15 protein-coding genes are annotated in these 20,242 nt (G+C 60.3%); 4 read left to right on the top strand and 11 right to left on the bottom strand.

Annotated features, from left to right (window positions below; genetic code table 11):
* Positions 1-9: 9 nt before the first annotated feature.
* From J5J06_11065 to J5J06_11035, 7 genes are read right to left on the bottom strand one after another with little or no spacing between them, the layout of a single operon-like run.
* The gene (locus J5J06_11065) at positions 10-1,356 is read right to left on the bottom strand and encodes a tryptophan 7-halogenase (protein ID MCO6437619.1); all 1,347 of its coding nucleotides are present in this window, start codon (positions 1,354-1,356) and stop codon (positions 10-12) included.
* Between the two features lie 47 nt (positions 1,357-1,403).
* On the bottom strand, positions 1,404-2,396 hold the full coding sequence (locus tag J5J06_11060) for a hypothetical protein (GenBank protein ID MCO6437618.1): 993 nt from the start codon (positions 2,394-2,396) through the stop codon (positions 1,404-1,406).
* Between the two features lie 52 nt (positions 2,397-2,448).
* Positions 2,449-4,815, bottom strand: a complete 2,367-nt coding sequence (locus J5J06_11055; protein ID MCO6437617.1) for a beta-ketoacyl-[acyl-carrier-protein] synthase family protein — start codon at positions 4,813-4,815, stop codon at positions 2,449-2,451.
* A gap of 9 nt (positions 4,816-4,824) precedes the next feature.
* The gene (locus tag J5J06_11050) at positions 4,825-5,814 is read right to left on the bottom strand and encodes a lysophospholipid acyltransferase family protein (GenBank protein ID MCO6437616.1); all 990 of its coding nucleotides are present in this window, start codon (positions 5,812-5,814) and stop codon (positions 4,825-4,827) included.
* Positions 5,811-6,569 carry an outer membrane lipoprotein carrier protein LolA gene (locus J5J06_11045; GenBank protein ID MCO6437615.1) on the bottom strand — a complete coding sequence of 253 codons (759 nt, stop codon included), beginning with the start codon at positions 6,567-6,569 and terminating at the stop codon, positions 5,811-5,813. Before J5J06_11045 ends, J5J06_11050 begins: the two co-directional genes overlap by 4 nt.
* Positions 6,566-7,024, bottom strand: a complete 459-nt coding sequence (locus J5J06_11040; protein MCO6437614.1) for a beta-hydroxyacyl-ACP dehydratase — start codon at positions 7,022-7,024, stop codon at positions 6,566-6,568. The genes J5J06_11045 and J5J06_11040 overlap by 4 nt, the downstream gene beginning before the upstream one ends.
* 8 nt (positions 7,025-7,032) lie before the next feature.
* Complete coding sequence (locus J5J06_11035; protein ID MCO6437613.1) at positions 7,033-7,431, bottom strand: hypothetical protein; 399 nt, start codon at positions 7,429-7,431, stop codon at positions 7,033-7,035.
* Between the two features lie 255 nt (positions 7,432-7,686).
* Between J5J06_11035 and J5J06_11030 the strand changes: the two genes are divergently transcribed.
* A complete protein-coding gene (locus tag J5J06_11030; protein MCO6437612.1) occupies positions 7,687-8,856 on the top strand; it encodes an ABC transporter permease in 1,170 nt (389 codons plus the stop codon).
* 18 nt (positions 8,857-8,874) lie between these two features.
* Complete coding sequence (locus J5J06_11025; protein MCO6437611.1) at positions 8,875-10,146, top strand: DUF2062 domain-containing protein; 1,272 nt, start codon at positions 8,875-8,877, stop codon at positions 10,144-10,146.
* Positions 10,147-10,377: 231 nt separating this feature from the next.
* Here J5J06_11025 and J5J06_11020 read toward each other — a convergent pair whose 3' ends face one another.
* From J5J06_11020 to J5J06_11005, 4 genes are all read right to left on the bottom strand, one after another.
* A complete protein-coding gene (locus J5J06_11020) occupies positions 10,378-13,014 on the bottom strand; it encodes a hypothetical protein (GenBank protein ID MCO6437610.1) in 2,637 nt (878 codons plus the stop codon).
* A 152-nt stretch (positions 13,015-13,166) separates the two neighbouring features.
* The gene (locus J5J06_11015) at positions 13,167-13,442 is read right to left on the bottom strand and encodes a transposase (GenBank protein MCO6437609.1); all 276 of its coding nucleotides are present in this window, start codon (positions 13,440-13,442) and stop codon (positions 13,167-13,169) included.
* Positions 13,443-13,569: 127 nt separating this feature from the next.
* Positions 13,570-16,674 (bottom strand): serine/threonine protein kinase, encoded by a 3,105-nt coding sequence (locus tag J5J06_11010; protein MCO6437608.1) that lies wholly within the window; start codon positions 16,672-16,674, stop codon positions 13,570-13,572.
* 3 nt (positions 16,675-16,677) lie between these two features.
* Positions 16,678-17,298, bottom strand: coding sequence for a sigma-70 family RNA polymerase sigma factor (locus J5J06_11005; protein ID MCO6437607.1), 621 nt, complete (start codon positions 17,296-17,298; stop codon positions 16,678-16,680).
* 94 nt (positions 17,299-17,392) lie between these two features.
* On the opposite strand from J5J06_11005, the gene J5J06_11000 reads away from it, so the two are divergent.
* Together J5J06_11000 and J5J06_10995 are read left to right on the top strand one after the other, a co-directional pair.
* A complete protein-coding gene (locus tag J5J06_11000; GenBank protein MCO6437606.1) occupies positions 17,393-17,809 on the top strand; it encodes a hypothetical protein in 417 nt (138 codons plus the stop codon).
* 106 nt (positions 17,810-17,915) lie between these two features.
* Positions 17,916-20,237 (top strand): hypothetical protein, encoded by a 2,322-nt coding sequence (locus J5J06_10995; protein MCO6437605.1) that lies wholly within the window; start codon positions 17,916-17,918, stop codon positions 20,235-20,237.
* Positions 20,238-20,242 lie beyond the last annotated feature (5 nt).

The raw sequence follows: 20,242 nt of genomic DNA, 5'->3' as shown, positions 1-20,242 counted from the left end.
AGCGGGATCCTATGCCCCGACACAGGAGCGCTCAACCGGTTCCGATCCAACTGCAGCATCCGCCAGGAGTGAGAACGGCTCTCGGCGAGCTACAAGGGGAAAAACGCGCTGAATTCTCACCATTTGGGCCAGGAGCCGGATGCGCCATCGGAGGGACCATCGAGGTTTTGGGAAAACGTGGCCTGCCAGGATGGAAATCGCCGCCCGCTGGACTTGCATTGGCCCTTGTCCATGTTGGAACAGCTCTCGAAACGAGTGGTCGTAGAACAGGTTGACGAGGCGTAGGAACGGGGTCGTGGTGTCGTTCATGAAGCGGAGGTACGCCCGCCGTATGGCTTCCGGCGAGCGGGGCGTTGTGCGGTTTCGGGTGGTTTGGTTTTCGGCGCCGGCCAGGAGCTCGTCGACGGAGTCGGCCACATGGAGTGCGGCGTCCATGCCGAAGCAGAGTCCGCTGGAGAACACGGGATCGAGAAAAAAGGCGGCGTCTCCAATCAGGAAGTACCCCGGACCGGCGAACGGGCGGCAATAATAGCTGAAGTCGGAGATGGTGTGCGTCGAGTGTGGGAAAGTGGCTCGCTTCAGGCGACCGCCCACGAGGGGGCATCGATCAATTCCCCAGAACAGCATATCGCAGGCGGGAATGTCAAGGCTCCGAGCGACGTTGGCATCGAGGACCATTCCGACGCTGGTGCGTCGTTCGTCGATATTGATCATCCAGAACCAACCTTCACTGCACATGGCGACGGTGGGGTGGCCTTCGGCGTTTCCCGGAAGGCGCTCGGCGTTCTCGAAGTGACCGAAGTACGCGATCTTGTTGTGATTGGGGATGCGGCGGCGCAGGCCAAGGTGTCGGGCCAGGAATGTCGCTTGGCCGCTTGCGTCGATGAGACATCGGCCGGTTATTGTTTCGCCTCCGGCTTCGATAACGACGTCGTTTTCAGAGAGGCGATGAATGCGTTTGACGGCCGTTGACGACCGGACGATGGCGCCAGCGTCGCGTGCGGACTCCAGCAGCATGTTGTCAAAGGCGGCACGCTCGATGTTGAAGCTCTCGTGGCCGTCGTCGAAGAGAGCGTGATCGAAAGTAAAGCAGCTTGTTTCACGTCCGTGGCCAAAGCCGAATTCGGCGCCGAATTTGCGCACCCGTGGCAGCTTCTCGAGACGTTTGAGCAGGCCCAGCTGCTTCAGAAGGACCAAGCTGCGCGGCAAGAACGATTCGCCCACATGGAAGCGGGGAAAGGCAGCTTTCTCGAGGATAAGTGCGCGCCGACCCATACGCGCGAGCGCAATCCCGGCGGTTGCACCGGCGGGTCCGCCTCCGATGATGATGGCGTCGAATGGTTCCGCGCTACTCATTGTGCCCCATACCGGTTTCCGCTTCGCAAAAGCGCGTGCCGAGTGAGTCACGGCGCCAATGACGCCGTGCCTTCTATTTCCACCACGAGCTCTGCACGGCAGATGTCCGCGCGAACCACCTCAATTTGCTCCGGATCCAGATGATCAAGATGAGGCGAGATCGTGTCCAGGATGACGTCCAGATCCGACGGGCGGCTGTGGTAGATTCGCACGGAATCGAACCGGCGCAATGCCGACGAGACGTCGACTACTCTCCCAACTGTGTCGGATCTGCCCTGCATGCGAAGGGCTTCGCCCAGAACCGCCGCGAGATTTTCAATTGTCTCGAGTGTCTGCCGGCGCGCGTCGAACTCGTGCAGCGACGACTCGCCGCGCACGCTGGAAGTGCCGCCGACAAGGAGCGTTGGTGTTTCGCCGAAGCCTCTGGGCGCGACCATGGCGCGCGCAAAGCACGGAGGAAAGGGGCCATATCGGGAAGAGTACTTGTAAGACGGGATCTGGCGCGGATTCTCCACGGGACGACCGGGGACCGATGTGGCGAGAACGTGTACAACGAGATCGGTGCCCGCAGAGCCAACAGCCGTGGCGGTGGCGATCGAAGACGCAAAGCTCGAACCACCGTTGTACCAATTGCTGTAGACTGCATGCCGGCCTGCGTTAAAAACGAGATAGCGATCCATTTCCTCTGATAGAGCATCGTGAATTCCAGGCAGGGCGTTCCAGAACCTTATGGGGTACCACATGCGCCGACCATGACGTAGAACGTCGTGCATCGCTTTGTAGGCTTCAACTGCCGCACGCTGGAATGCCAACGCGGGAAGGGACCGGGAGTTGAGCACGCGAGCCTTGGCAAGGAGCGATTGACCGTCCGTCTGCATGCTCACTTCCAGTCTCAAGTCGATTTCGGCAACTACGCCGCGGCCCATGGAGGCCGAATTGGACAGCGGTCCGAATCGGTCCAGAACCCACGTGGGTAAGGCTTCGACATCCGCACGGTGGACGTCGGATCGTATGAGGTTGGCTCGGGAAACCGCAGACATTCGCTTGGAATCGTAGTCGATTGGCGGCAGATTCGTAAGTGTCCGTTGTTCGCTAGGCAGAGCCTGCGCCCAGCGAGATGGTAACGCCGGAGGCGCCCGCCTCGTAGCCCGTGCAAATGGCGCCCACGACGGCGTTTGGGGTAATCAATAGCGGCTCTGTCGGACGGCCGACAGCGGACCAGGAGAGTGAGGGCAATCGCCGGGCAAGCATGGCCACCGCCAGGGCCGCGAGCGGACCCACGCTAAACATCTCGGGCATAAGGCCATACAGTCCTGCCAGGCGCGGCTGTCGCGGCAAGGTCCGCAAGTTTGCGCGATCGATGGCCGCGCGCTCCAGGCGATCGATCTGGGTGGTGTTTGCGGAGGTGGCAAGAAAATCAACTGGAAGGAGACGCTCGATAAGTGCTTGCAGTCGGGAGACTCCCTCGAATACCGAGCAGCCGGGCCAGCTGGCGCTGGCGGCTTTCCGGACGGTGCCGCGGATCGTGGCATCTCTGGCGACGGCACTTGCACGGCATTCGACGACAAAAGCCACGGCGCCGCCGGACATTGCGGGGACACCAGATTGGGAACGAGCCGGACGGTTGTTGGGCAAAGTCGGTTCAAACCACGGGCGGTAAGCCTTCTCGACAATGGGTGTTGACTCCTCCGCGGCCACTACGATCGCACGACCCCACTGTCTGGTTCGGATGCGGTGCACGGCCATGGCCAGCGCGTTGAGACCGGCCGTGCGAGAACCGATGATCGTCTGGCAGAATCCCTTCAGACCTAAGGCGGTGCTGAGATGAGCGCTGGCCACGTTGGGGACGCCTTCCGCAAACAGCGTAGGGTTTGCGGCGTCAACTCCGTCGGCGATGAGTTGCTGATAGTACGATTTGCAAAACTCAGCTGGGCCGTGCGTCGTGCCCACAACGGCGGCGCACTCCTCACACCAAGAATCGGCCTGCTCGATGCCTGCGTCCCGCAGCCCTTCTGCCGTCGCCGCAAGGCAGAGCTTGGCATATTTACTCATTCGCCGTGTCCGACGCGCTTCGATGAGTTGCTCAAACGACTGTGGGATGGTCCGTGAGATCCCGAGTTCGTGTGATCTCCGGTTGGCCAACTCGATCAGCTCGTCGTTGCCGACGGCGCCCGGAAGCACGGCGCCGATGCCGGTGATGACCGCGTCGAAATTTCCATCGATTCCGCTGCCGACCGGCTTGGGCGCGGCGGCTGGAGAGTCCGCGGGCAAGCTAAGCACCACGCTGGCATTGGCGCCTCCGAACCCTAGTGACAATGTTTGTACGCGGCGCAGCGTTCGGCGAAGTGGCTTTCCGCCGACGACATGCAATCCTTGAAGGAGTTTGCCTTCCGCCGTTCCGGCTGCGGCGGGGGGGATGAGCCCGTCGCGCATGGCCAGGGTAGCGATAATGACGTCAACAGCCCCGGACGCGCCCAGTGTATGACCCAAGTGGCTTTTCAAGCCGACCACGGGCATCCCGCCAAGATGTTCACCGAAAACCTCCCGAAGGGCAGCGTGCTCGGATCGGTCGTTGTCCGGCGTGGCTGTTGCGTGGGCGATGAACAGATCAATTTCACGAGGTCGAAGGCAGGCATTGTGGAGGGCGGTGCGGAGGGCGCTTACCGCTCCTGCCCCCTCGGGATGAGGCTTTGAAAGATGATGTGCATCGCATGATTCGCCGAAACCGCTGATCTCAGCCAAGGACGTTGCGCCGCGCGAGGCGGCCCGCTCGGCCCGTTCAAGCACGATCACAGCGTAGCCCTCTCCGACCTTCATGCCGTCGCGCGTCGTCGCGAAGGGACGCAGGGTCGTGGGACTCACCAGACGCATGGCGTTGAACCCGGCATAGGCGTATTCGCTGATGGGATCGTAACCGCCGGCAATGACGATATCGGCCTCGCCCGCCGCCAATAAAGTGCGACCCAGGAGAATGCTCGCTAAGCCGGATGAACAGGCTGAGCAGTTCGTCAGCATGGGGCCGCCAGGCTGCCATGGGCTGAGAGACTGGGACAGCGTTGAGCCGGCCAAGAATCTCTGCAGGAGACGAATATCGCCCGTCCTGAGATAAGCACCGCCGTTACGCATCCCATGGAGCGTCGTACCCAGGATGACGGCGCAGCGATGGGCAGCCACCGGACACGAGGTGGCCAATCCTGCCTGCCCCAGTGCTTCCTGAGCAGCTCGTCGAAGGCATCGGACTTCTCGTGGCGAGGGAGACTGGGTCTCATCGCCGTCTTCATCCGGGACTTGCCCGCCACCCTTATCAGGAGTGAGGCGGGATTCGACGGCAGTCAGGGCGCCAATGCCGCATCGCCCAAGCAGCACGTTTCGCCATGTGGATTCACAATCAAGACCCAGGCTTGTGACCAGTCCGGTTCCAGTGATGACTATCTTCGGGTAGTTCACGTTGTCTGGCATGAGATGGGATCACGGAGGTTTCAGAGACGTACCCGCTTCGTCTCGACGGTCTTCGCACCACGCCTTCTCAAAGATAGCCCATTGTTCCGGATGTGCCAGGACTTGGCGCTCGATCGAATTTGCGAGGCGCTGCATGGCAGGGTGCCGGCCGTCCACGGCCCGGCGATCGGGATTAACGTAAATGGGCTCGTCAATGATCACGCGGCAACGCTTGATATTGGTGCGAATGCAAAAGACGGGGACGAGCGGAGCGCCCGTGAGCATCGCGAGTTTTAGCGGGCCCGTGGGCATCAGCATGTGTCCTGAATGAAAGGCCACGGGTACACCGCGCTGCTGCGGCATGACCCGGTCACCCTGGATGAGTACGACTTCGTTGGCCAGCAGAGCATCGCGAAGCGCGCCCCAAATCGCCCAACCGCGGTCAATGGGCGATTCCGAAATGCCGAGCAGAGCTCGGAGCCGCGATCGGAGTTGCTCGAAACTTGCTCGCTCGTCGCGTTGGAACACGACGTGGATACGCTCGTTTCTCGACATCAACGCCGCTGCACCCACTTCGAATGGTCCCAAGTGGGCGGTAACTACGATGGCACCTCGTCTGGCTGAACGGGCAGCCAAGTAGTGTTCCTTTCCCTCTACTTCCTCGACCCAAGACCGCAACGCTTCCCTGTTGGAACGCACAGCGCAGCCGAGCTCGTAGATGCTGGTGTAGGCGCTTCGGATGATGTTGCGGCGAAGCGATTCGACTTCGCGTTCGGATGCGTTGGGCCCGAGCAGCCGGCGAGCATTGGCCGCGGGACCGTCCTGCAACGCCTTGGAGAATCGAAAGGCGAAGAAGAGGAAGAACGGGCGCGTCAGGAGGACGGCCGGAGGGAAGCGCCCGGTCCACCAGTACATGAATTCCCGCCAGAAATTCGCGGAGCGCGTGCGAATCCAACCGCCGCGAAGAGGGCTTGTGCCGCCCATAGCGAGCGGCATGGTTTGGTTGGAATCATCCGTCACGGGGGATTCGATCCGGGGGGCGTTTTTTTGGAGCCGCCGGGGTCAGCTTCCGAGGATTGCGCGAACGGGTGAACAATCTTCGTTCCCGGCGGTGCGCCTCGGGCGACCTCTCCCGGCCCGATGCCGACGTTCGTGCGGACATTTACAAATTTGATCACGGTGCGATCGCCGTCCGGATCGGTGATTTCCACTCGACGAACCAAGGCGAGTTCTCGGTCAAGTGCTACGAGAATTTCGCTCACGTACTCCGCCAGCGATTCGTCTTTGGGTCTCATGCGCAGCAAGAGTTCGGTGGGATCGGTTTTGGAGCCGGCGGCTGATTCTAGATCGAAAAACCGACGGATCACTTCCAGTCGCGGAATCGGCGACATGACGAGGGGGCGGAGTCTCTGATCGACAGCGTAGACCTCCATCGTCTTACGCTGCGGGAAATAAATGGCGATGGACTCATCATCCGTAAAGAGTGTGCTCTCGTGCGGCGATCGAGTGTCCCACCGGCTGCGGGTACCACGAACACGGATCACCCCGCTGGAAACCATGGGTTTCCGGAGCATGGCTGTGTATTTCTGCTCGACGAAGTCGGCGACCAAGTCGTTGTAGGCGAGGGCGCGTTCATTGAGTCGGGACAGCGACTCATCTAGCGAGTCGGCGAGAGAATCGGCGTGCGCAGGTGAGCAAAACAGGACGATTCCAATAGCAAATTGCAGGGCTTGCCACGCCGGCGTAATCCGAAATGCATGCAAATCATGGCTCAACCTGTCGAACTCCGGTTTGGAACCGACAGCGCAAGGGAGCCCCGAGCCGCGACGGCGTCTCCAACTTTGGCGGTCACGGCAAACTGCCACAATGTGCCCAATTCCCGATTTAGCCGGACGGAAAGAACGATGCTGGCCGGAGGTTCGACGGACTGGTCGAATCGAAGATCGATGTGGGCGAGCTTTCCGTGCAGCTGGTTGCTCATGCGGTCCGCGGTTTGGTGCACTCGTTTCACAACCACGAGCCCGGCGAGTTGTGCTAGCGCCTCGCCGATGAGGACACCGGGGACGGTCGGCATTCCCGGGAAGTGCCCGGCGAGAAAGGGCTCACTGCCGTCGACGCGCCATTCTGCCCTCCCAAAACTTGCGTCATCCAGGTCGAGCTGGCCGGTAATAAAACAGAAGGGGGGGCGATGTGGGAGAAGGTCGAGGATTTCCGGTGCAGAATTGCTCATTGCGCCTTTCATGCGTTCGGTTGCTGCCTGGATTGTTCCATGACAAAATCACTGAGCGTCTCAACGGATGTGAATACCGCAGGGTCAACCGCGTTGTCGTGGACCTTTACGCCAAGCTCGCGCTCGATGCTCTGCAGGAGCAAGAGAGCGTCCAGAGAATCGAGGTCCAAATCCCCTCCGAAGAGCTTCGTATCAGGTGCGAGTTCAAATTCTGCTCCAACTCGTAGATCCCGCCGGATGATGCCGACGAGTCGCCGAGTCAACTCGTTGTTTGAAGGCGTCCCGGCTTGCAACTTTTTTCCCTTCACCACACAGATAGACCAACCTCCGAGCGTTGGCGAAAAGAGTGTCCTCACGTCCGCCATGGATGTCAAGAAGGTGCGGCCGGGAGGCGACAAGTCCTGCATGCATCTTAAGCTTCGACCGGCGGGAATCGGAAAGTACAATGCGTGCGGGTGCCTGCCGAGGGCGAGCCTGGCGATCGCCGAACGACCGCGGCTCCATGGCAGCGCGCGTGTTGAAGCGCATTGCCTCTGAGGGACCGGAAAGCGCTCCTTCGCCCGCAGCACTTCATTGGCGTCTCGCGTTCGGTTAACGCAGGTGCCCTTTCGGTGCTATCGCAGAGGCACCAGGGCTCTTGTTTAGTCGCCCGGTTGAAGGTGATGAAAGTGACAAATTGGCGCGCTGTATTTCTGTTGGCAGGCAAAGACCTGCGTTTGCTCCTGCGCGACAGAACCGGCCTGTTTGTCACATTCGTTTTTCCGTTCGCCTATTGCATTTTTTTCGGCATCATCCTTGCCAATCGCACGACCATCAGCGGTTCCATCCCGATTGCTGTAGTTGATGAGGACAACACTGAGTGGTCGACTACTTTCGTGCATCACCTGCAACGGACGCGAACACTCGACGTCATCCGAGCAGAGATTTCGGAGGCGCGGACTCTGGTACGGACTGGCAAAGTGGTCCTTAATGTCCTCATTCCTGTAGGATTCGCGGAAGCTTGCGCGCGTTATCCTGCCGGACAAGCGCCGCGTCTTGAGGTAGACGTGAACGGCACGCAGCAACTGGAAGCGGCCTACGTAAGGGGCGAGCTCGCACGGCACGTATTGGAGATCATCGCCACGCGGTCTGCCGCGGGTGAGCCGCGTCAAGGCCCGTGCGAGTCACCGGGGGAGGCCTCGGTCGGTGTCGTCATCGACGTTGCGGGTGATTCGAACAGCAGGAGCGCGCCGGAGAACGGATTTGCAGTGTCATTTCCGCAGGGCATCGTTTGGGGCGTGATGGGATGCTGTGCAACCTTTGTCACCTCGCTTGTTATTGAGCGACACAGTGGGCTTGTGGCTCGCTTGCGCATGGCGCCGATCGGTCGCGTGCATATTCTTGGAGGCAAGGCGCTGGCGTGTCTTGCGAGTACAATGACGGTTGCCGTGGCCGCACTTGCGATAGGATATCTGGCCTTCGGCGTAACACCGGAGTGTTTCTGGCACGTTGCGGTGTCGCTCATACTGATCGCCGCTGCGTTTGTGGGCATTATGATGTTTCTTTCCGTGTTGGGACGGAGCGTGCGGTCAACCTCCGGCATCAGTTGGGGTGTTCTATTAGCGATGGCGATGCTGGGAGGCGGCATGGTGCCGTACTTCTTGATGCCGACATGGATGCAGCAGCTCAGCGTGATTAGCCCGGTCAAGTGGTCGATTCTGGCGCTTGAGGGCGCGATTTGGCGGGGCTACACGACGGCTGACATGCTGCTGCCATGGAGTGTTCTGGGCGGGATTGGTCTGCTCTTTTTTGCGATCGGCGCTCGGTGCTTTGCGGTGTCGAATGAGGGTTAGCGGCGAATGGATCAATGCTTGCACGGCCACCCTGGTAGCGACGGCTCAGAATTCCGGCCGATCGTAGTTGCACCCACATACAACCACGTTGGTTCGCTGGTGGGCATTCTCGGTCGCATCGAGACGCTTGGTTTGCCCATCCTCGTGGTTGATGACGGTTCGACTGACGAAACGGCTGACGTCCTGGCGGCCTGGCGCAGACTCCCGCGAACTGTGGAAGTCACCGTACTGACACATGATCGGAATCGCGGAAAAGCATCTGCGCTGTTGACCGGTTTTTCCACAGCGGCGCGGCTCGGCTATACGCATGCGGCTACTATCGACACCGACGGCCAGCTCCAGCCCGAGGACTTGCCGCGACTCCTGCAGGCCGCCGCCGCAACGCCGGATGCACTCGTGCTCGGCAGCAGGAGTGTACATACACCGGGTCTACCGAAGGCGAATCTGGTTGGCTGGTACACATCCGGGTTGGGACTCTGGCTGGAAACAGGTTTGGCCATTCGTGACAGTCAGTGCGGCCTTCGTGTTTATCCGCTCCGCCTGACTGCAACGGTGCGGTGTTGGACGCGCCAGTTCGGTTGGGAAACGGAACTCATCGCGCGTGCCGTGTGGGCGGGATTTCCGATTGCCGAGGTACCCGCAGCATGTCATTACGCCTCGGACGGCGGTCACGTGTCTCACTTGAAGCCGTGGCGTGAGGGATTCAAGGGATTTTTCATGCACTGGGGGCTTGCGATTCGCCGGCTTGTGCCGTGGCCCACACCTGCCGTTGGAAGCTGCCGAACAGGCGATCGACCTGGCGTCTCCTGTACAACTTCCCGGTGTGCACCAACCGGACTCCGTGCGCTACGGCACTGGCTTAGCCCGTTGACGATTCCTCGCCAGGTGAGATCCAGCCGGCTCGAGCAATTGATTGCAACCGCATCCTTTTCCCACGGCGTGTTCTTCGCCTGCCTTCCGCTGGGGATCGGGGCCTTCCCGGCCGCTGCCTATGGATCGTGGCGTTTGCGACACAACTTATGGGCCGCCTTGCTCGGAGCGACACTTTGTCTACCCCCCGTCGGACCTGCAATCGCCAAGCTATCGATTGCGTTCGGACATATTCTATTGGGATTCGCATGGCCCGACTTTACCTTGATTTCCCCTGGTGAGCAGCCCATTCATGTGGTCTTGCGCAGTTATTATCTTACTTGGCCTTTGGGAAGCTTGGTTGCAGGTACACTCCTGCATTGGTTGACGATCCTCGTTCTCTTGCTTCTGTTCCGGCGATTCCAGGTAGAGCGTCGATAGAAGACGTTTGTCCTCGTGATATGGCCCAGATCGCCAGAGACATTGCCGTCCCAGCGACGGGCAGGCCACAAGAGGCGATCGGGCCCAATTGCCACCCCCGCAAGCAGTCGCCGAGCGTGTTCTTTCTCCCGGTTTTCGGCCTACGGGGTGAATGTTGCGAAGCTCGTAATTCAGGCGAAACCGGTCGTTCTGCAGCCTTTGTTTCGTCTGGGAGCAGCAGCTCGACGACCTTTATGGTAATGGTCCCGTGAACGCCAGCTGGAACAGCAAGTAGTCAAAGATATCAACGTCTCCGTCTTCGTCCAGATCCGGGCTTGCCAACCCGCCGAGTACTACCGTCTTGTAGTCTTCCGCAACGTGACCCGCGGTACCGCAGTCCAGCCAAGACTCATCCGAGGCTCGAAGTCGGAACGTGTACACACAATCCGGTAATCCGGTAGTATCCCATGTGAACAAGAGGCCGTTGGCGTTTGTTGTCGTCGGGCCCGCGCACGTGTGCCAGTCATCATACGGCCCACCAATAACGGCCAACGTCCAGGAATCGAGGTTCGTGTCTGAGGCTTCTCCGTAGATCGCTATCTCCGTACTAGGTGCGAAGACGCCGCAATTCTCCGGTGCGTCGAGACGGGCGACGGGAGGCGCGTTATCGACGATGACCTTGATGACAGCGTCGGCCGTATTGCCGCATTCAGTCTCTCCGATAACACGTAGTTCATAGGCCTCGTCGACAAGATTCAGCGCGATCGTGTCCCAGGAGGCCAATCGACCGTTGACTACGGGAGAAGAGTAGACCGAGACAAGTGGATCGACCTGCTGCCAGGCCACATCGCCAGAGAGGCGGTAACTGACCGTGTACTGAGCGAAGCATGATTGTGCCCAAGCCGTACCGTCAAGACAAACCGTACCGCCGTACACGCCGGCGTGTTCGGGAGCGTCCAATTGCAGGGTGTCGAAGGCAGTGGGCTTGTAAACAAACGTCGAGTCGCTGTTCGTCAGACCACACTCGTTCTCCGCAACGACGCGGATGTAGTAATAGTCCTGCGGCATGCCGGTTGCGTTCCAGGTGTACAACAATCCCGAGCGCGCCCCGATCCCGGTGTCCACTTCAATCCAATCCGTTGTTCCTTGACGGCGAATCTGAAGCCGGTCGCGCCCATACGTCCCGTCGGGGTCGTCGACAGAGCCCGTAATCTCAACCGAATCGCACGAACACGCGAGCGTGTCGGGCGAATCGATACTCACCGTCGGCGGAGTAGTGTCCCCGCAGGCCGGGCCCGAAGCAGCGGGGCGATCAAAATAGGGTGTCCGAAAGTCCGGATCGAGGCTGAGGTATATTGCGCCGTGGCTGAACAGTTCGCCGGACAAAGGTGGGAGGTACGATATCGTCGTCTCACTCCCCGTGTACACATCATAGTCGCTGAGAATCACCGGGTCGCTCCAGGCGCCGGGAGCGAATCCGGGACGTGTACGATAGTACATCGGATCGAATTCGCCGGCCTCGGCCTGGTAGATGATTGCCAGGCCATCGCCGTTACGGGCGTCAATATCGGGTTCAAAGTAGCCGAACACGCTGGAGCCATCCGGAACCGCAATTGAACCGGAACTCCATGTCAAGCCGCAGTTGTAGCTGATCCGGTACCGAATACCGGTGCCGTAGGTATATGGATATTCGAAGGCGCAGATGGTCGCGTTTTCGTATGCTGAAACAGCCGTGCGCCGGGAGCTGCCGGACCCGGTTTCGACCGTCCAATCGGTCCAATTGGAATCGCTGCGTCCCAATACATGAATGTTTCCGTCGTTGCCCGCGTAGGAGAGGAAGAGGTATTGGCCGCAGCCGCCGCGATGGTTGTCCCAAGTCATGTCGAGCCCGAATTCAGGGTTACTGGCGGGGGGTGATTGCTCTTCGAAGGTGGTGCCGTCGCTTGCGACGTCGTAGGCGTAGCGGAGCACGTCGTTGCTCTGAATGGCTGCATAGAAGACCCGGTTGTCGAAATCGTCCGCATTAGAGGCGAGCGCCACCTCCTCAATCGTGTTCGCGCCCGCATCGAATACAACGTGGAAACCGAATGCGCCGTCGATGCCACCGGTGCTCACCAGACATCGCCGGATGCGCGCTTCGTCGGTGGCGTTACCGGCGACATAGGCGACATACACGTAGTCGTCCGCCACAGCGCAATCTACGTCAATGATTCCGGTGGAGCTTGAGAAAGTGTACGTCTCGGACCAGGTGACGCCCGAGTCGTCGGACAAATTCACGGTCCAGGCGCTCGTGCCCGTAGTGGATCCCCAGCGAATCACGGCAAAAAGATGGCCGTTCTGGGCGTCGAAGTCGAGACTCATCGTTTGAGCTTCCGTGCGCGTCCCGCCGATACGGTTGTCCAGAAGCTTGTCCGATGTAGCCAGCGGCACTTTCCACGCGATTCCCAACCCAAGCGATGCTCCGGATCTCTCCAAGATTCGCAATTGAAGGATCGCAAGTTCTTGGTCTCCGCCGTTCCAACGGGCAGCGATACTCGCGGCCGCTTCGTGGTCTGCCCTGGTTGCCGTGCCGGCCAACTCCAGTTCGATTGCCGCATTGTCTCGCTGCTCGTGGCTCAGGTTCGCCAACTGCTCCCACAGCGCAACCCGTGTGTCAGCGGGCTCTTCATCAGTGGCCGTATCGCGCACGTCGACAAGGCCGTGGCTTGGACCATCGGCAACGTCTGTTGGAATGAACGCATCATCCCATTCCATTGGCGCGACCGCCGTCTTCGCTTCGGCCCCTGATTCGTTCACTTGACAAAGCGCCTCATGATCTGATCCCGAAACCAGCATGATCAGAACGACGGTGCAGGCACAGCATTTTCCCCGCGAAATGACGGTCGACACGAGAGTTGCTCCTTTCGCACTCGCTCCGACAGACCGCAAGGCAGCCTGCCCAGACTTCAAGCAGAATTAGAATATCGGGTGACCGCTTCCGACCACAAGCGCAATCGAAAGTTCATGAGTGAATCGTCGTTCCAGCGGCGTTGGTCCGAGTTTTATCGGGAGCTACAGCGACAACGTGGCGCGGCGCCAGGGTCTCCGCGGCCGGCGCCCTCACGAAGGATGGCCTTGTCGATCCCGGCCTCGGCCAGCAGCCGCTTGGCCTGGTCGGTCTTCATCCCTCCGTACTCCTTCCGCCACCGGTAGTACGTGAACCCCGTCACGCCGATGTGCTTGCACGCCTGGGCCACCGTCCAACCCTCGGCAATCAGCACGTCGGCCTCACGAAGCTTGCTGACGATCTCTTCCGGCTTGAGCCGTCTCTGACTCATGACCATTTCTCCTTCCTCCCCCGCCGAAGTGTAACGCGGCGGGTGGACTAGATTGAGGGCGAAGGGTCAGCCTGCATTCCGTCATCTTTCGATGCCGGCGACGTTTTTTTGTACGAAGCAGGTCAATTCATCGAAGGGCGTTCGCCTTCTTGTCGAACCCACCGGATGGATCGGAGACGTGCCAGGCGTCGTATAGGTCTATCAGTTGATGCTTGGAGGCTTGATCACCGGAGTCTGTTTTCTCGATCCCGCTCCCCGAGTCTGCGTATCGCGCGAGCAGGAGGGACTCCGCTTCCTCGAATCGCTTTCCCGCGATGAGGTACCTGACCAGACTCGCTTCGAAATCCGAACGATCAGCGGACGGTCCCGGAGGCAGAATCGCGATTGCACGCTTGATTGTCTCGATCGCTGTGGTGGAATCACCGGTCATGTGCTGGGCGAGGGCCAGCGTATCGAGGATGCCGGCATTGCCGGCCTGCGAACCTTCGACCGCGAGTTGCGCGTAATATAGCGCCGTCTCAGGATCGCGCAGATCCTCAACAGGGCTTGTAAGAAGTTCCCAGGCGTATGCGTTGGCTGCGAAGGGTGAGGCATCTGGCAACGTGGCTTGGCTGCGCAAGTCGGCCATCACTTCGGCGACAAGCGGTCTGGCCTTGTCCCAATCGCCCAGTCCCTTGTAGACGCCGAGCAGCAGCTGTTTCGCACGCTTGGTCCGCGGATGATCTTCTCCCCACTGCCGTCGGCAGATATCCAGGAGTCTGACGAGCAGCGGCTCTGCCTCGCTCGGTCGACCTGTGTAGTTGTAGAGGAGCACGGCGAGGTTAGTCATGGAAAGCTGGGTGAGCGGATCATTGTCACCGAGCTGCATCCGCCGCCTGTCGAGGACATGCGTGTATAGTCGCTCCGCTTCATCGAATTGGCCAAGCGATTGATGAATGACGGCCAAAGAGTTCATCGTGTTGAGCGTATCGGGGTGTTCGTCGCCCAGCACGTCAAGCTGCAAGTCGAGTGTCTGCCGCATAAGTACGCGGGCTTCTTCCGTGCGACCCGTCTGGCGCCAGAGGATGGCCAGATTCGCTTGAGAGGCCAGCGTGCGCGGATGCTCTTCGCCCAAAATACGTCGGCGCAGTTCAACAGCCGTTGCGTAGAGGGCTTCTGCTTCGTCGTAGCGCTGCAGATTGAAGTACAGCACCGCGAGGTTGTTCATGGACACCAGCGTGTCCGGGTGCTCGTCGCCGTAAAGGCGGCGACGGGCCGCCAGGGCTGCTTCATACAAGGGCTCGGCCCTCTCGTACTTGCCCCAATTCTCGTACATGGCCGCAAGATTGTTCGTGACCAGGAGCGTGTCCGGGTGGTCATCTCCGAGAAGTTTGCGGCGAATGTCCATCGTCCTGATGTAAAGCGACTCCGCCTCTCCGAAACGCCTTTGATCCGCGTACTGATTTGCCAGATTGTTCATCGATACCAGCGTGTCCGTGTGGTCCTCGCCGAGATGGTCCACACGAATGCGCCAGACGGTTTCGAGCAACGGGCCAGCGTCACTGATTCGCCCTTGCAGCCTGTAGAGTATGGCCAGGTTATTCATGGCGATAAGTGTTCTCGTATGCGTTTCTCCGAGTCGGCTGCGGGCCACCTCCAAGGCGCGCCGGAGTTGGATCTCTGCCTCTTCGTACAGACCGAGTTTCTTATACGTGTTACCCAGCGTCGTGCGCAATTCACCTTCGATTGCAGGATCGTTTACAAACTTGCCCTCCATGTTCTTGGCGGCGGCATCGAGCACGTCCCGCATACGCACGTCCTTTCCCAGGCGCTCGGGAGAGACGGCGGCCAAGAGATCCTCATTGAGAAAACGGTTGATGGACTGTGTCAACTCCATCTGCCGAGTAGCCTGTTCACGCTGTCGGTCGGCGATGCGCTCTGCCGCTCTGGCTCGATCGCGCTCGCCAGCGAGCCTCGTTGCCAGGAACGAGACGCTGACGACCCCTGAGAGCAACGCTACAAAGGTCGCGCCCACGCCGATGACGAGAACCTTGTTGCGACACGCAAACTTACGCAACTGATAGGCGGCCGTGGGACGGCGCGCTGCAATGGGTTCGTCGGCGAGGAAACGACGGATGTCGCTGGCAAGATCATGAGCCGACTGGTACCGCCGCTCCTTGTCCTTTTCCAGTGCTTTGGAGACGATCGTAGTGAGATCGCCACGATAGCGCCGATCAAGGGCAGTAAGCGAGGTGGGCTCCTCATCGGTGATAATCCTCGCCGCCTGGGGTACAGAGACAGCGGACACGTCGTGCGGCAGCCGTCCGGCGAGCATTTCGTATAAGATGACGCCCAGGGCATAGATGTCGGACCGTGTGTCGAGGAACCGTGCGTCCCCCGCGATCTGCTCCGGGCTCATGTAGGCAATGGTTCCGATCAGTTTCCCCGGATCGGTCTGCAACGTCGTCGTACGGACGTCCGCGTCGGTGGCGCGCGCCACACCGAAATCGAGGATCTTCGGCTGGCCGGCGCGGTCCACCAGAATATTCGCGGGCTTTAAGTCTCTGTGAATCACGCCCTTCTGGTGCGCGTGATGCACCGCATCACAGATCATGGCGTGAATGGCCAGGCGCTCGGAGGTTTCCATCGCCCCGGCTCGGACATGCGACAGCAACGGTTCACCGTCGATCAATTCCATCGCAAAGTACGGCTGTATGCCGTGGCCGGTGTCCGCCGTGCCGGCCTCGTAGATCTGTGCGATTCCCGGATGCTGCAACCATCCCAAGACATGACTTTCTTGCGAAAACCGCTTTAACAACTCCTGCGATTCGGCACCCGGCTTGATGATCTTGAGGGCGACCGTCCGACGCGGACGATCTTGCTCGGCTCGGTACACGATTCCCATCCCTCCCTCACCCAACACACCGACGATTCGATAACGGCCGATGTGTTGTGGCGTGGCCCGAGAGGTATTCGACTGATTGAGGGCAGCGGAATCTGTTTCCGGATTCGTCCTGTCGGGTTCGGCGGGCTCCAGTTTCTCGCGAAGACTTACCCCAGCCGCAGCCGCAATGATCGGCGTCCGCAGGAAGCTCTCGTCGGTCTTGTCGAACGCAAGAAGTGACTCGACCTCTCGGAGCAAGTCGCTGTCATTCTCGCATGCGCGGCGAAGAAACTCCGCGCGCTCGTCGGCAGTTATTTGGCATGCGGCAAGGAAAAGTTCGCGCGTCCTGTCTGACTTATCAGACGCCATGCCTCAAGCCTCCCCGGAAAGTGCTTGAGCCAGCCACGCGCGGGCATAGCGCCAGTCGTCGGCGACGGTACGCACGGCTACACCCATGTATTCGGCTACTTCCTCGCGGGTAAGACCGCCGAAGAAGCGCAGCTCAACGACCTTCGCAGCGCGTTCATTGCGGAGACCCAACTCCGTGAGTGCCTCATCCAGCGCCACGAGGTCGATGTTTGATCGCTCTGCATGAGCCAGGTGCTCGTTCAATTCAGCGCGCTGGCGGTCACCGCCGCGCTTTAGGCGATTGTGGCCGCGCGCGTGATCAACGAGGATCCGACGAATGGACTGCGCCGCGACCCCGAAAAAGTGGGTCCGATTCTCCCAGTTCACCTGATCCTGTTTGATCAGCCGAAGGTAAGCCTCATGAACCAGCGCAGTGGCCTGCAAGGTGTGATCTTTGCGTTCCCGGCGGAGGTGGTATGCGGCGAGTCGCCGGAGCTCGTCGTAGACCAGCGGCATGAGCCGACCGACAGCGTCGTCGTCGCCCGCGCTTGCCTGTTGCAGCAGCCTCGTGATTTCAGTTGGACTTGACGAACGCGCGGGATCCAAGGGTATCTCGCCAAATATTCTGCCCGTTCCTCCGCGCATTGTCGCGTAATTCAGTGCCTGAAACAAGCATTTTCGGGCATTCCAGGTTCTACATGAAACGGGGAGGTTGTCTGCGGGCAACGGAGAACCACTTATGAGGCAAAACAAACTTCTTCTGTGCGTAACGGGAGCCCTCTTCGCGGGATGGGGCGCTGTTCACGACGGACATGCCCGGCAGTTTCAACTGGCGTGGTCCACGCTGGACGGGGGAGGCGTCGCCACGGCGTCGGGCGGTGGGCTCACGGTCTCCGGAACCATCGGGCAATTCGACGCCGGGGGGCCGCTGTGCCGGGATCGATTCGAGCTAACCGGCGGTTTCTGGTTCGTCCCTGGTCCGGGCGACTGCAATGCCGACGGCGTGCTGAACCTCGGGGATTGTCGAACGCTCTCCGACTGTGTCACCGGCCCCGCGCAATCAATGAGCTCGAATTGCGTATGTCTTGATTTGGACAACGACCGGGACGTGGACTTGAGAGACTTCGCGGCGATGCAAGGTGCTTTTCAAGAGTGAGATCCAGCTTGCGGCTAGCGTCCCGTGGGTAGCCTTGTATTGAACAGAACACGGCTCACGGCCACGGACAATAAAGGCCAGCAAACACGAAAGGAGAAGCCGGCTGATGGATTCCGGATCACGAAAGAACGGTTGGGCATGGCCTGCGTTATTGGCAGCCGTGTTGTCAGCAACGCCGGTTGCGGCGATGCCCCTTACCTATCAAGGACAACTCAAGTTTGATGGCGCGCCGTATAACGGCGCAGCAGATTTCACAGTCGGTCTATGGGACGACGGCACCAACGGACGTTTGCTGGACTCCGTGTCGCTCACCGGTATCACCGTCATGAACGGGCTGTTTACCCTTGAACTGGATTTCTCGGGATCCGATCTGTTTGATGGAAGCGCTCGCTGGTTGGAAATAACCGTTGACGCAAGCGTGGGGCGAGCCACGTTGCAGCCTCGTCAACAGATTACCGCAGCGCCCTACGCCGTCTATGCGTTCGACGCTCCCGGAGGCGCCGGCCTGTCCTGCTGGGATCACGACGGTGACGGTATCTGCGACGCAGGAGTGGAGGACGCCAATGGCGACGGTGTATGCGACGCGTTCGACTGCCGGGGTCCTGAAGGTCCGCAGGGCACACCAGGTGCCGACGGTGATGACGGTCTCTCCTGCTGGGATGCCAATCAAAACGGTCGCTGCGACGTCGATACGGAGGACGTTGACGGCGACCGGATTTGCACTGTCGCCGATTGCAGCAACAACACCGGTTTCTGGCTTCCGGGGAGCCGGGGTGACATTTACTACGCCGGGGGAGACGTGGGCATTGGTACGGCGAGTCCGAGCGCCGCGCTGCACGTTGTAGGAACGGCACGCGTTGACGGCACGAGCCGGGTTGACGGATTTCAACTCGGATCGTCCGCCACAGCCGGTCATGTGCTCACCGCTGACGCCAGCGGTGTGGGCACGTGGCAAGCGCTTCCGGCGACGACAGCATCACCCTGGCAGTCGAGCGATTCGAATGTGTACTACAACGACGGAAATGTAGGAATCGGAACATCCACTCCGTCGCATCAACTGACGATCGACGGGCCGGGGCAGGACAAGCTGAAACTCTACAAATCCACCAGTACGAATGGTTATGGATCCAAAATCAACTTTGGCGACGCCAACTATTGCTACATTCAGGAAGATCAGGACAACGCGCTGCTGATTCACACCGTTGGGCGCGTCAATTTCGATTCCGGCTACGTCGGTCTCGGTGTCGCCAACCCGGATTCGAGACTGCACGTCAATGGGAAGACGCATACGACCCAGCTCCAGGTAGGCAACTCTGCAACCGCCGGGCACGTGCTGACCGCTGACAGCCTGGGAAACGCAACCTGGCAGGCTCCGGTCGGCGGTGGGGGCGATTTCACCCTGCCTGTGGACGAAACCGTGGACGTCGACGGGGCCGCAGCGTTCAAGATTACGAACACCGGCGGCCCTGCGGGGACGTCGGCCATCAGCGCGGTGATCAACAACGCGACGTCCAGTGATGCGACAGCTGGATCTTTCCGGGCGTCCGGCTCCGGCGTCGCCATTTCCGCGGTATCCGATGGGGGGTACGCAATCTACGCGTCCGGTGACGGAACGGCTGTCTACGCAACCTCCGGTGGTACGGGCGGCGGCTACTTCCGCTCGAGCATGGACGGTGGCTACGGCATCCGAGGGCGGGCGTCGAGCACGGGATCGTCGGGCGACAACTGGGGTGGCTGGTTTGAGTCCGTGGGCTCCAATGGCAAAGCTGTCTACGCCAATGCTACCGGTGACTACGGCACGGCCGTGCACGCTGTTGCCGAGGGTGGTGAGGGCACCGGTGTTTGGGCCGAGGCCCCCTGGAATGGCCTGATTGCCAAGGGTGGGCTCAACGCCGCGAAGTTCTACGGCGACATCCGTGTTTACAAGTACGGGACGACCACCCAGGTCTTCCGTGTGAACGATTCCACCGGCGTCACGACGGTCGACGTGCTGCAAATTGACGGTGGGGCCGACCTCTCCGAGCGATTCGACGTAATTGAAAGCAAGCGCAAAGTCGAGCCCGGAGTGGTTCTTTGCGTGGATCCCGGTAGCTCGGGCAAGCTCGTTGTCTGCGGTCGTGCCTACGACCGCACTGTGGCCGGTATCGTCAGTGGCGCGGGTGGTGTCAACCCTGGCATGCTCATGGGGCAGAAGGCGAGCATGGCTGACGGTGCCTACCCCGTGGCGCTCACCGGTCGTGTGTACGTCCTGGCGGACGTGTCGAATGGTTCCATCGAGCCCGGCGATCCGTTGACTACCTCCCACGTATCGGGTCATGCCATGAAGGTCACCGATTTCGATCGGGCGCATGGGGCCACGCTGGGCAAGGCAATGACATCCTTGGAATCCGGAGAAGGTCTGGTTCTCGTTCTGGTCAGCCTGCAGTAGCAACG

The sequence above is a fragment of the Phycisphaerae bacterium genome, from assembly GCA_024102815.1.
Classification (GTDB): domain Bacteria; phylum Planctomycetota; class Phycisphaerae; order UBA1845; family UBA1845; genus JAGFJJ01.
Note: the sequence above shows the minus strand (reverse complement) of the source record. Positions and strands in the feature narration are given on the sequence as shown.

What these genes read in the sequence shown, in the direction of transcription:
- J5J06_11055 (MCO6437617.1), bottom strand. Translation starts at nt 4,815, where the DNA reads ATGCCAGACAACGTGAACTACCCGAAGATAGTCATCACTGGAACCGGA.
- J5J06_10995 (MCO6437605.1), top strand. Translation starts at nt 17,916, where the DNA reads ATGGATTCCGGATCACGAAAGAACGGTTGGGCATGGCCTGCGTTATTG.
- J5J06_11015 (MCO6437609.1), bottom strand. Translation starts at nt 13,442, where the DNA reads ATGAGTCAGAGACGGCTCAAGCCGGAAGAGATCGTCAGCAAGCTTCGT.
- J5J06_11000 (MCO6437606.1), top strand. Translation starts at nt 17,393, where the DNA reads ATGAGGCAAAACAAACTTCTTCTGTGCGTAACGGGAGCCCTCTTCGCG.
- J5J06_11030 (MCO6437612.1), top strand. Translation starts at nt 7,687, where the DNA reads ATGAAAGTGACAAATTGGCGCGCTGTATTTCTGTTGGCAGGCAAAGAC.
- J5J06_11065 (MCO6437619.1), bottom strand. Translation starts at nt 1,356, where the DNA reads ATGAGTAGCGCGGAACCATTCGACGCCATCATCATCGGAGGCGGACCC.
- J5J06_11060 (MCO6437618.1), bottom strand. Translation starts at nt 2,396, where the DNA reads ATGTCTGCGGTTTCCCGAGCCAACCTCATACGATCCGACGTCCACCGT.
- J5J06_11010 (MCO6437608.1), bottom strand. Translation starts at nt 16,674, where the DNA reads ATGGCGTCTGATAAGTCAGACAGGACGCGCGAACTTTTCCTTGCCGCA.
- J5J06_11035 (MCO6437613.1), bottom strand. Translation starts at nt 7,431, where the DNA reads ATGCAGGACTTGTCGCCTCCCGGCCGCACCTTCTTGACATCCATGGCG.
- J5J06_11040 (MCO6437614.1), bottom strand. Translation starts at nt 7,024, where the DNA reads ATGAGCAATTCTGCACCGGAAATCCTCGACCTTCTCCCACATCGCCCC.
- J5J06_11005 (MCO6437607.1), bottom strand. Translation starts at nt 17,298, where the DNA reads ATGCGCGGAGGAACGGGCAGAATATTTGGCGAGATACCCTTGGATCCC.